This window comes from Methanosarcina sp. (assembly GCF_035390745.1).
Taxonomy (GTDB): Archaea; Halobacteriota; Methanosarcinia; order Methanosarcinales; family Methanosarcinaceae; genus Methanosarcina.
On the sequence record NZ_DAOOUJ010000078.1, the window covers coordinates 1 to 11,894 of the forward strand.

Here is an 11,894-nt window from a genome sequence, read left to right on the forward strand (position 1 = left end):
TGTAAATGAAGATGTAAATGAAGATGTAAATGACGAAACTGAAAATGTAAATGAAGATGTAAATGAAGATGTAAATGACGAAACTGAAAATGTAAATGAAAATGTAAATGAAAATGTAAATGAAGATGTAAATGAAGATGTAAATGACGAAACTGAAAATGTAAATGAAAATGTAAATGAAAATGTAAATGAAGATGTAAATGAAGATGTAAATGACGAAACTGAAAATGTAAATGAAGATGAAGAATGTTCAGATAACGGAAATGAACCAGCTGGAACTGTAAATGAAGAAACTGAAAAGGTGTAAAGACACTGAAGAAATAAATGAAGAATTTAAAGAGTCTGAAAGTTAACAAAAGTTACGATGTTGAATTTTCACAAACTCGTACTTCAAAACAATTCCTTCAGACTTTCATGTCAAATGAAAAAAATAGAATTCAATATATATTCGTTAGGACTTACGCACTTGACTTTAGATCTCAAGTGTGTAAATCCTGCCGACATTCTGCAGACGTCCTCATAAAAATAACATATTCTTGCTATTGTTTTTGGAGAATTATTGAAAAACTGCATTTATTATCTCAACTGAAGCTTTGGGAAATGTTTGAGTAACCAGGTGATATTCAGAAAAAACAATGGCAGGAAAAATTGTGAAAATTGAAGGGCATCTGAAGAAAGAGAATGAAAGATATCAAAGCAGGGTCTTTTAAAACCCCGCAAAAAAACTGTTTTTTAGCTTCATTTATTATTTTTTAGCTTCATCTTTTTCCACGCAGATAAGCTCTTCAGCATATGGAAGTTTTTCTTTCATCCAGCCGCAGAACTCCCTCCACTCATCAAGCTTGTGGTGGCGGCGCTGGAAATAAATATTTCTGAGTTCGGCGTAGTTTGTTATGACTGTCCTTTTCTGCATGTAAGCACTCGGAAGGTCCTGGACAAGTTCTCTGAAAATCGCTTTTCTGTACGCATTATCCTCTTCACTGTCTCCCTCACGCGATTTGTAAGCCTTGATGAGGTCGTTAAGGTGGCGGATCTGAGCGTTTCTGTATTCATTCATCGTATCGAAGGAAAAGTCATGCGGAGCCAGATCCCTGCTGGTCAGCTTATGCATTGTGGAAGTCGAATTCTTTTCCGTGAATTTGTATGTGTCAAACTCTTTCCACCAGTAAAGTGGAGCTGTAAGATCAAAACAGACTGTAATGAACCGGAGAAACTTTCCGTGCTCGTTTCCTGCAAGAGTCAGGCGCTGGGCAAGGTTAAGGTCCTTTTCCCCGAGTGTGCAGTTCCCTGCCTGATCAGGCTCGCTGCTGTCCATAAGGTGCCAGGAATTCATGGGGTTCCGCATTCCAAGAATCGCATAATAAAGGTTGTATGTGCCGTGTAACTCGATTTTTATCATAAAAGCGCCTCTTTAACCCGGTTATGGTATACAAATTATAAAGCTGGTCAGTACTTGCAACGGTAAAAAGTTTGCAGCAATAAATAATTTATGAACCTGCTTCTGAATCAGAAATTATAACTCTAATAACTTATAACTCATTTTAAATATTTGTTGCGCAGGAAAAATGGCAGCCAGATATTTCAAGGGCAAATTATTTAAGAAAAACAGTTTCCCTTTTAAGTCATGATTTATCCTGTCAGGTACGACCTTTCTGCAAGTTTTGGATTTTTTCGCCTTACGACCAGCGGCAGTACTGCGTATTTCCAGTACGATATTATTGACTCAAATAAGCCCCAAATCCGGTGTAGTAAGAAATCTGAAACCTGTTTTTAATCTTAGACTTATTCTTAACCATCAATATTCTTAATTCAAGGATTATCCTATATCCCGAAAATTAAGGACTATCTTATATCCAGAAAAGAAGATTGAAAACTGGGATTTGAAAACGACTCCTGCAGAACCTATATGCAGATCCCTATATATTGTAATCTGGAGTGTGTGGCTTTATGAGTGATATAATAGCTTATTTAATAATTGGTATTGTAGCAGGCATTTTGAGCGGACTATTCGGGATTGGTGGGGGGGTTATAATCATTCCTTCACTGGTGTTTTTAGCAGGATTTTCCCAGCTGAAAGCCCAGGGAACTTCGCTGGTTGCGCTTCTTCCCCCGGTTGGAATACTTGCATTTTATGAATATTATAAACGAGGAAACACTGATTTATATGCAGGTATAATCATCTGTCTTGCAATGGTTATTGGTGCAAAATTCGGAGCGCAATTCGCAAACTCGCTTCCGCTTGATGTTTTGAGAAAAGCTTTTGGAATATTTGTCATTTTGATAGGAATAAAAACGTTTTTTGGAAAATAAGCAATTATTAAACACTTTCTTCTTATTCCCTGAGAGATATCAATCTTCTTAACTGGGTTCTATTAACAGTGTCCAGATTTTATTGGCAGTGTCCAGATTTCTTGCAGCAAGAAAAGAGGCAGACATTGCTCATACAGTAGTTATTTAAAGTTTAATCCATCCTTCTCAGGCACTTTCAATAGCTTTTACCGGGTCAAGTTTTGCGGCTTTCCTTGCGGGGTAAATTCCTGAGAGAATATTGACAATAAGAGCAAAAAAAGCTGCATACACAAAATTAAGCGGTTCCACCTCAAGCGGAAGAGTCTGAAGCCCGAAGTACATCTCCTGAGGGACTTCTATTTTATAGTTCTGGAGTGCAATGGTCACAACGTAACCCAGAATAGTACCCAGTATAAGGCCTATGGCTCCAAGAATCATTGACTGGAAAATGAATACGACCATTATGCTCTTTTGAGAAGCCCCCATAGCTTTCAAAATGCCTATTTCTCTGGTCCTCTGGGCAACAATGGTAATAAGGGTATTTGCAATCCCGAAGCCTGCAATCCCGTAGATAAGGAGATAAAAAATATTTACGAATACCATCTGGGTCTCAAGGAGGCTCAGTATTTCAGCGTTTGCCTCGCTCCAGCTCACAGCATCAAGCCCGGTTTCTCTTTCAATCGAACCCGCAATAGCATCTGCCTGGTAAGGGTCTGCAACCCTGACTCCTATGGTGCTCACAACTCCGGGTTCGTTAAAAAAGTCCTGCACAGAGTCAAGCCTTGCATAGGCTGTTACTTCGTCCGCGGAAGTGCCGGTATGAATAAGCCCAACTACTTTAAAAGAAGTTGTTTGAGATCCCGGAAAAACCACATCCACCCTATCTCCTACATGGACCTCCAGATTTTTTGCAAGCTGATCCCCGAGCAGAATCCCATATCTTGTATGGACAAGGGTCATGAGGTCTCCTTCTACAACGTCCTCATTTACCCTCATAACTTTCTCTTCAGCCTCAGGGTCAACTCCCTGAAGCGAAACACCTTCGGCATTGTCCCTGTACTCCAGCGCAGCCTGGCCAAGGTATTTGGGAGATACTGCTACAACTCCTTCCTTTTCAGCAATCAGGGATGAGGTATGCCTGTAAAGATGGATGAACTCTTCTTTCTCGTCCTGAGGACTGATTACTATATGGGGATTATTTTCAATGCTCGAGGTCACAAGCTCATCCTGAAAACCCGTAAGCATTGCCATCATCACAGTGATCACGGCAACTGCCAGAGCAACAGCAAGTATAGCAAAAAGGGTCTGCTTTTTTCTGGATAATACCTGCCTCAAAGCGATTTTCAGTTCATACATCCGGATTAACTCCATGACCTTGCCAGACTACAGAGTTTTCAGGCAACCTGATACCTTCAAAGTTTCAGTCACTTCTGTATTCATTTTCAGGGGGCTGATATAAATCTGTTTCTGATTCAGCTCCCGAGTTGCGCCACTCGAGTTGCGATTCGGGAGCCTGCGGTCCTTTTTACTCGCTTCGCCCGTTCAAGAGGACTAACTTAATAATGTTTCCGATATTAAACGAGTTAAAAAATCGGCTTCAGGGAATAAAAATAACTTCATGAAAGAAGGGGGAGACATTTCATACAGTGTTCAAATGTCAAAAAGTAATGGAAAAGATAACATTTAGTAAAAAGTTAAAAAAGAATTAAAGTTAGAAAAATTGATTTAAAAAAGGGTTAGAGCTGCACGTAATGTGCAACTTCGCCCAGGTCTTCTTCTATTCTGAGAAGCTGGTTGTACTTTGCAGTCCTCTCGCCGCGTGCCGGAGCTCCGGTCTTTATCATTTCAGCTCCTATTGCAACTGCGAGGTCTGAGATGGTTGTGTCTTCGGTTTCAGCAGAACGGTGGCTTACGACTACGGTGTAGCCGTTTCTGGAAGCCATGCTTGCGGCATCAAAGGCTTCGGAGATTGACCCGATCTGGTTGACTTTGAGGAGAAGGGCGTTTGCTGCTCCCATGTCCACACCTTTTGAGAGCCTTTCAATATTTGTGACAAACAGGTCATCACCTACGATGATCGTGTCCCAGAGTTCATTGGTAAGGGCTTCAAAGTCTTCGAAGGCTTCCTCATAGAAGGGGTCCTCAATAGAAAGGATGGGATAGGAGTTTACAAGCTCTACATAGTAGTCAAGAAGTTCCGAAGCAGTCATTTTCTTTCCGTCAATATTATAGAATTCATCTACATAGAACTCGCTTGCTGCGGCGTCAATCCCTATTGTAACCTCGGACTCGGTATAGCCTGCTTCTTCAATTGCCTGAACAAGAGCATCAAGGGCTTCTGTGGACTCGCTCATTTTGGGAGCATATCCTCCTTCATAGCCCACGTTAGTAGAAGAGCGCCCGTATTTTTTCTCAAGGAATTTCCCGAGGACCTGATAGATCTCAGCCCCTATCTGAAGGGCTTCATAGAAGGTCTCTGCACCCTTGGGCTGAATCATGAATTCCTGAATTGCAAGCTCGTTTCCTGCATGTTTGCCTCCGTTCAGGACATTCATTGTGGGCACAGGAAGGGTAAAAGCATTAGAACCGCCGAAATAGCGGTAAAGGGGCATGTTAAGGGAATCTGCTGCAGCTTTTGCAACTGCCATGGATACGCCAAGAATAGAGTTTGCTCCAAGGTTGGATTTGTTTTCGGTCTCATCGAGCTCTATCATAAGCTCATCGATTTCCCGCTGGTTTCGCACATCAAGCCCAAGCAGTTCCTTCTGGATAATGGTATTTACGTTCTTGACTGCGGTCAGGACTCCTTTTCCTCCGTACCTGTTGGGGTCTGCATCGCGCAGTTCAAGGGCTTCGTTCGTACCCGTGGAAGCTCCTGAAGGGACACTTGCTCTGCCAAATCCCTTAGGTGTAAACACATCAACTTCAATAGTGGGATTTCCCCTTGAGTCCAGGATCTCCCGAGCATGTATCTTTTGGATCTTATATTCTCCAGAATCCTGCTGTAAACCGATATACGACATCATTTCACCCTTTCTAATCTCTGACTATCTATACATATATTCTGTTATTTGAACTTGACTTTTAGTTTATCTAAGTGTCAGTTAATCTAAGCGTTACATGTCCGAATTGTATTTAATTCTTTATCCGGTTAGAACGAATAAATTTGCCTGATTTATGCCTGTATTTAAGAATTGATTCATCTTTTTCAGAGCAAATCTTCCCGTTTAAAGGATTGAAGATATTGACAGGTTCAAAGTTTGTTATTCATTTGTCGGAAAGACTTATTTTCAGCTTTCTGGGACTTCAGTCTCCTGTAGCAGCAGAGCCTGTCTTCTTATTTCCGTGAAGCCTATTTTCTGCCTGAGAGATGTTTATTCCTGCAAACACATGCTTTAAAGGTTTTGGTTAAAACTACAAAGCTCATTTTTTTCTAGAGATTTATTCCCTCAGTCTTTAATACTAAAACTCTCTCGAAAAAGCCTTACTAGGGTTAGATACCTTTTTTACTTGCTTACAATACCCAATTTATTTAAAAAACTAATTTTATCTACATAAAATATATAAACCTGAAAGTATTATTCATTCTCGATGACCGAAGATTCTCCAGTTAATTTAACCGAAAAGGAGTATTCAATTATTGATATGCTCCAGAGCCTGGGACTCCCGAGGACAGAGGCCACCGCAATCGTATGTTTAAAAGACTGCAAGGAACTCAGATCCCTTCACATTGAACTTGTTTCCGGGCTCAGACAGCCGGAAGTGAGTGTAGCTATGCGCCCTCTAAGGGATCGAGGCTGGGTGGATGAAAGGTCCGAAAAGAAGAATAAAGGAAAAGGCAGACCTGTAAAATACTACCAGTTAACTGTACCGTTCCCTGAAATAGTAAAGATTCTCGAAGAGGAGTTTTTAAAAGATAATACCGAAAAAATGACCGCGCTTAAAAGATTAAGGGAACTGGAAATTATAATGCAAAATTAGCTTCACTGCAAATTAAATCCACAACAATTAAGTTTGAAATAAGTTTGCAAATAAGTTTCTTAAAAATGGTATAAGGGAATCTGCTAGATCTGATTTTCCGTAAATCATATTCAGCTTTAACTGCCCAATTACCGAACCTTATTATATTCGTACCCTATTGGAAATATTATTCCTTACCAGGGATCTGCATAAAGCTTATGGGAGCAAAGCCCTGCTCTGCATCCATTGTTCTTCTGGCAGAAATTCCTTCCAGCTCGAAAATGAATACCTCGACAACCATGAAAACTTCACTTTCCCCTCGCAAACACCCCAGTTTAACATCATCCTCCCGGGCTGTTCCTGCATGAAGGTGAATTTTAGGCCTTCCATCCTCCTGGAAAATGTCTCCTATGCCGAGAATCTCACGGGCATCATTAAAGCCGGTCCAGACAGGTTCAGGAGGCCTTCTGTTTTCTTTCGGACCTGTAACAAGCTTTCCTTCCTTAAGCGCACCGAGCAGCATAAACACAGCCGATTCAATCTTCTCAAGTTCTGCAAGTTTGATCAGTTCCAGAATAAGGTCATCTCCATGGTCAACCCTTACGGTAAAGACCCTGCCTATCCTTCCTTTCGCGTACTCCATTGTTTTCCCCTCAATGATCCGTTATTTTTCCATCCACGATTTTAACAATCCTATCTGCTTTTCCAGCCAGTTCCTCATTATGGGTTACCACGATAAATGTCTGATTATACTCCTTGTTTAATCTACGGAGCAGTTCATAGATCAGATCTCCTGTTTTCGTATCAAGGTTGCCTGTAGGCTCATCTCCCAGCACGATTGCAGGGGAGCAGCTGAGAGCCCGAGCTACAGCAACCCTCTGGTTCTGCCCTCCGGAAAGTTCCCCTGGCCTGTGGTCCATCCTGTCTGCGAGCCCGACTTCTTTAAGAAGTTTTTCTGCAATGGACTTCGCTTCATCCCTGTTCTTTCCCGCAATAAGGAGCGGCATCATTACGTTTTCCAGAGCTGTGAAGTCCGGAAGAAGATGGTGATACTGAAAAATAAAGCCCAGCATCCTGTTTCTCATTGCAGAACGCTCCTTATCCGACATTTTTGTTACATCCCTGCCATCTATAAGGAGAGTCCCTGAACTGGGCGTGTCCAGCAGACCTATGAGATGCATAAGCGTGCTTTTGCCTGAACCCGAAGGACCTACGATTGCAACAAATTCGCCTTTTTTAATATTCAGGTTTACATTGTCAAGCGCGCGAAATTCCACTCCGTTTTTATAAACTTTGGTCAGGTTCTTAAGCTCTATAATTGGGCTTCCGTCTGTCATGCTTTTCCTGCGTTTTCAAAACTTTAATCTTAAAAATAGAGGGACTCTTAAGTAAAGAGCTTTTGGGCAGGGCAGACAACATATTTAAAATTACACGTGGTCAGAAGACTGGCTGAAAATCAGATGGCAAACTCTGGTCCCCTGTTTCGTTCCTGCTCACAAGATAAGCTGCTGTAAGGATGAGTGCACAGCCCAGAAAAGTCGAGATATATAAAGGACTCTTCAGGACTGCCGTGTCAAAGAAAATTCCTGATACGGGTTCGAGCAGGGCAAGAATGCTGCCTGTTTGTGCCCTTATGCCTGAAATTCCTCTAAGGTAGAGAATGGCAGCGAAGGTTATTGTCAGGCCAAAGAGAAAGAGAGTATTGAAATTCCTTAAGAAGACTGATGCAGGGGTTAAAAGTGCGGATGGCAGCATAAACAGAAGGCTTACTCCGGTCAGCCAGAAAGTCTGGGAAATCCCTGTATAGTCATGCCTCAGGTAGCGAATCGTGATTATGGTTATTCCGAAAGAGAGGCCTGAAAGTAAGCCGAAAAACAGGCCTTTTATAAAATCTGAGCCTGTGCTCAAACTCACAAGAATTTCTCCGGGGCGGGAAATGAGCAAAACCAGCATCCCAGCGCTACGCCCAAAAAGCGAAAAAGGTGGCAGCAACCGCCGAAGAGATTGCGGAGCACCTGTCAGAATCGAGGCTTGCCGAAGAATTGAGGGAGATGATCATTCGCGTGACGAAGTCGTGATGTGCGACACGCAGCAGATTGCGATACCAGTACGGCTGGCTGAGGATGCTGGGTGGCAAGATGGGGATGCTATCATGGTGCAGCATCATGAGCGCGAAATTGTACTGGAAAAGGTGAGAACCGAACAGTAAAAACAAGTTCCATGAGAAACAGACCTATTTTTCACTAGGGTTGGGAACGAATCCGTATTACTAGGAATAATACTGTTTGATTTCCGGTCTTATATTCATCAAATTCTCTAAGATGTTGTAAAGTGAGGGCAGAAAATACCCGCATTAGGGGAGTTCGAACAAAAATTTTCGAATTTCCAAACTTTTAAAGTAACAATGTGATGAAGTTCTGGCTGTTTTTTGCGCTAATTCTGTAACTGTATAAAATGAAATGATTTATAGCCCCGTAGTGGATGGTAGGGATGGAATCACAACGGCCTATGTAAGATCTCCTTACCATGAGGCTATACGTAGCTAAAAAAGCCTATAATGGCACATAAGTCCAAGATTAGTAAAGCTCAATAACACATCGGTTTAGATTGCGCTAAGTTGTGATGCTTTTTCTTTGATGCGAATGCCTGAATAGGAGTTAGGGCAATGTCCTCATATATGTATCTTCTCTCCACACCATCAAACAATCAAAGGTTAAGGAACGATTTCAGATTCAAAACGGGTGTGAAAAACAGATAGTTTGATGGAATGAACAGAAAACTTATAAGGAGTCGGGTAAAAGGAATTTATGGAGTTCAAAAGTATTTTCCCGATAAACCGAACTCCATAAAATAAGCCCTAAGAGGCAGTGACTACGTTAGCTTTGCGTGTATTTAAGCTTGCCTGATTCTGCCTCCTGGGGATAAAAGGAGGACAAATATGAAGCGTAATAAAAGTGGAATAAGTATACTTTTTTTGGCAATGCTGATTGGTATGGTGTTTATACCAGCCGTAAGTGCACAGTAAGAAGAAAATTATAATATAACTGCTGAGGAAGCATTTAAGCATGCAAATACTCGCATTGTCAGGTTTATAACAATTGACACGCAGAAATTTGGAAGCTGGGAAGGAGCATCTATTGATCCTAAACCATTGGAACTTTATGACATAAACGGTCAAAAATTGTATTATCAATTTTCAGTATTTAAAAATGATAGTACAATAGGTAAAATCTATGTAGGAGCCAATAAAACACTAGGGCAACCAATTCAAGTCATAGAATTTAACCCGATACCGTTTAACGCGACTGACGTTATGGAAAAGTCAATAGAAACTGCCACAAAAGAATATCCAACCGGAGAAATCAAATCAACTAATATGGTTGTATACAGCTATCCTAAGATTGGGGCGATGACCATAGTAAAAGATAAGACTACAGGAAACGAATACCGGATATTTGTAGATGCATATACTCTTGATGTAGTACCAGACGAACCTACAACAGAAACAAAACTTGGAGTTTGCTCAATCTATGAACAGCAGTCAAAGAATGAAATAGACGAGAATTTAAATGAGTGGCAAAATAGTAATGAGTTTACTAAATCTATAGAACGTGAAGTGACTAATAAAGGAGTTAATATTAATATGCCAGTCACTGAAGAAGGTATTAAAACACTTAGTGACGAAGCAACAATAATGCCAACACGTACAAGTTATTATTATCTAGATACCACTTTATATGGGCAAGAAAATGATCATTACTGTGCTCCAGCATGTGGCAAAATGATTGCTAAATACTATGGAGTAACTCATACCCAAGATTTCATATATCAAAAGATGGGGCCAGGTTATGCTTCTGGCGGGGGCGTTTTAAATAATAACCAGTTGAATTACTATAGACCAAGTACAGGATTAAATAAACCTGATTCAACATATGTTTCAGTGTTTACATTTAGTAACGCAGTTTCTGAAATTAATAATAATAGACCCTTTGTAAGTATAAGGGATGAACACTCCAGAGTGTGTAGCGGATACTTAAGTGACTATCCAGATTATTATTTGGCAATCGACGATCCATTACCTGAAGATTATGGTAATTCTTATATGGAAGATTTTGGTTCAGAAGATTACCGTATATACGTGAGGGCTTAAAAACCCTCCTCTTTTTTAGGAGGTGAAAATTTGAGTCAAATAAGCAAGAGAATTGCTATTTTTATCGTTGTTCTAACTTTTATAATAATCTTGGGACTATTTGCAAGTGCACTAGTTGACCCTAAGACACAAGTTGATACTAAAATGCCAAATATGGAAACACCAGTTCAAGGAAAAGAAATAGGTGGCTTATTTATTGAATTTGAAGATGGAACTAATGAATCTGAAGTTAAAGCCATTCTTGAAAACTGCAATATTCCCGTAAATTATAGTATAAATTACAATTCTGACATTATGCCAAGTAGATACTACATAATGGTAGATAAAGATAAAATAATGGATATAGAGAGATTGGTTGATGAGATAAATTTAACCATCCCTGTAAAAAAAGGAAGTAACTATGTGTTGACGGTAACTGAACGAGCTGTCCAAGACAAAAATTTTCTTGCAATACTGGAAAAAAATAATATTCAGGTGAAAAAATCCATCTACTGTTATGTCTACCTTGAAGATGGATATATGAGTTGGAACCCGGATGAGGATATACCCAGAATAAAAGATGAGCTTAGAGTGAATGAGAAGGTGTTGACCGTAAATCAAGAAATGAAAGTCAATGATTTATTTGTTGAATTCGAAAATGGAACTACCGAACCTGAAGTTAAAGCTATTCTTGAAAACTATAACATGACTATGAACTATAGTATAGATTACAATGTTGACTACTTTGAAGATAAATATTACATGTTAGTAGACAAAGATAAAATTATGGATGTAAGATACGAGTTAAATAAAGGGACAAATTGGACTTTCCCTGTATTCCCCGATATTAAAAAAGAAAATTTTTATATAATCACAGTAACTGAACAAGCTATTCAGGATAAGAATTTCCTTGCAATGCTAGAGAAAAATGATCTTCAGGTCAAAAAGTCCGTCTATTGTGATATTATTCTTAGAGATGGAGCTAAGGACTCGATTTGGGAAATAGATGCGCTCAGAATAAAAAATGAACTTGAAAGAGATAAGAAGATACTGACCGTAAGTACTGGTGGTAGTACCCAATAAGAACTTATCCGAAAAGTGTTGAAATCCATTTTAAACAATGTCTTATAAGATGGTAATTTTGTAACTTCTGGTACTGTCCAGCTTGAACAAATTACACTTTCTGTTACTATTTTTCTGTATTCTTTCGAGATTCTAGTAAATTACAGTCCGTTAAAGGAAAGCCAGGCAGGATCATATGGAGACAGATAGGATTTCTTTGTTATAGGCTTGCAAATCACTTCAAAAGCCGATATTATGACCTCTGAATGAGGCTTGAAAGAGTTTTCCTGATCTGGCACATCCGAGAAATAAAATACTGAAGATATATATTTTTTGGAGGAGGACCGGGTTTATCAAGACTGGATTTTATTGGAAATAAGAACTAAAAAAAGAGGGAATTTATTTCCCCTGTGGTCTTAAAAGTTCTCTTTTCCAGAAAGGCATTTTTTTGCTT

General features: G+C 39.9%; 13 protein-coding genes. 6 read left to right on the forward strand and 7 right to left on the reverse strand.

Annotated elements, in window-relative coordinates; all coding sequences use genetic code 11:
• Window positions 1-307 (forward strand): hypothetical protein (locus tag PLL47_RS13325; RefSeq protein WP_324446881.1); only part of this gene is annotated, 307 nt, incomplete at its 5' end.
• A gap of 438 nt (window positions 308-745) precedes the next feature.
• On the opposite strand, the gene PLL47_RS13330 is transcribed toward PLL47_RS13325, so the two are convergent.
• Window positions 746-1,399 carry a hypothetical protein gene (locus PLL47_RS13330; protein ID WP_324446883.1) on the reverse strand — a complete coding sequence of 218 codons (654 nt, stop codon included), beginning with the start codon at window positions 1,397-1,399 and terminating at the stop codon, window positions 746-748.
• Window positions 1,400-1,947: 548 nt separating this feature from the next.
• Here PLL47_RS13330 and PLL47_RS13335 point away from each other — a divergent pair.
• On the forward strand, window positions 1,948-2,310 hold the full coding sequence (locus PLL47_RS13335; protein ID WP_324446885.1) for a TSUP family transporter: 363 nt from the start codon (window positions 1,948-1,950) through the stop codon (window positions 2,308-2,310).
• Window positions 2,311-2,475: 165 nt separating this feature from the next.
• On the opposite strand, the gene PLL47_RS13340 is transcribed toward PLL47_RS13335, so the two are convergent.
• Complete coding sequence (locus PLL47_RS13340; protein WP_324446887.1) at window positions 2,476-3,645, reverse strand: ABC transporter permease; 1,170 nt, start codon at window positions 3,643-3,645, stop codon at window positions 2,476-2,478.
• Between the two features lie 380 nt (window positions 3,646-4,025).
• Entirely contained in the window at window positions 4,026-5,312 is a 1,287-nt protein-coding gene (eno, locus tag PLL47_RS13345; protein ID WP_324446905.1) for a phosphopyruvate hydratase, read from the reverse strand.
• Window positions 5,313-5,880: 568 nt separating this feature from the next.
• Here eno and mreA point away from each other — a divergent pair.
• Entirely contained in the window at window positions 5,881-6,270 is a 390-nt protein-coding gene (gene mreA / locus PLL47_RS13350) for an MreA family transcriptional regulator (RefSeq protein WP_324446889.1), read from the forward strand.
• Window positions 6,271-6,436: 166 nt separating this feature from the next.
• On the opposite strand, the gene PLL47_RS13355 is transcribed toward mreA, so the two are convergent.
• The 3 genes from PLL47_RS13355 to PLL47_RS13365 all read right to left on the reverse strand — a co-directional run bounded on the left by PLL47_RS13355 (window position 6,437) and on the right by PLL47_RS13365 (window position 8,163).
• Window positions 6,437-6,892 carry a PPC domain-containing DNA-binding protein gene (locus PLL47_RS13355; RefSeq protein ID WP_324446891.1) on the reverse strand — a complete coding sequence of 152 codons (456 nt, stop codon included), beginning with the start codon at window positions 6,890-6,892 and terminating at the stop codon, window positions 6,437-6,439.
• Window positions 6,893-6,902: 10 nt separating this feature from the next.
• Window positions 6,903-7,586 (reverse strand): ABC transporter ATP-binding protein, encoded by a 684-nt coding sequence (locus tag PLL47_RS13360; protein WP_324446893.1) that lies wholly within the window; start codon window positions 7,584-7,586, stop codon window positions 6,903-6,905.
• Between the two features lie 100 nt (window positions 7,587-7,686).
• Window positions 7,687-8,163 (reverse strand): DMT family transporter, encoded by a 477-nt coding sequence (locus tag PLL47_RS13365; protein ID WP_324446895.1) that lies wholly within the window; start codon window positions 8,161-8,163, stop codon window positions 7,687-7,689.
• Window positions 8,164-8,323: 160 nt separating this feature from the next.
• On the opposite strand from PLL47_RS13365, the gene PLL47_RS13370 reads away from it, so the two are divergent.
• The 3 genes from PLL47_RS13370 (at window position 8,324) to PLL47_RS13380 (ending at window position 11,461) form a co-directional block, all read left to right on the forward strand.
• The gene (locus PLL47_RS13370) at window positions 8,324-8,458 is read left to right on the forward strand and encodes an AbrB/MazE/SpoVT family DNA-binding domain-containing protein (RefSeq protein ID WP_324446897.1); all 135 of its coding nucleotides are present in this window, start codon (window positions 8,324-8,326) and stop codon (window positions 8,456-8,458) included.
• 942 nt (window positions 8,459-9,400) lie between these two features.
• A complete protein-coding gene (locus PLL47_RS13375) occupies window positions 9,401-10,399 on the forward strand; it encodes a C39 family peptidase (RefSeq protein WP_324446899.1) in 999 nt (332 codons plus the stop codon).
• A 30-nt stretch (window positions 10,400-10,429) separates the two neighbouring features.
• Window positions 10,430-11,461: a UPF0228 family protein gene (locus PLL47_RS13380; RefSeq protein WP_324446901.1), complete on the forward strand. Its 1,032-nt coding sequence runs from the start codon at window positions 10,430-10,432 to the stop codon at window positions 11,459-11,461.
• Between the two features lie 140 nt (window positions 11,462-11,601).
• Here the strand turns inward: PLL47_RS13380 and PLL47_RS13385 are convergent, their stop codons facing one another.
• The gene (locus PLL47_RS13385) at window positions 11,602-11,739 is read right to left on the reverse strand and encodes a hypothetical protein (RefSeq protein WP_324446903.1); all 138 of its coding nucleotides are present in this window, start codon (window positions 11,737-11,739) and stop codon (window positions 11,602-11,604) included.
• Between the last annotated feature and the right edge of the window lie 155 nt (window positions 11,740-11,894).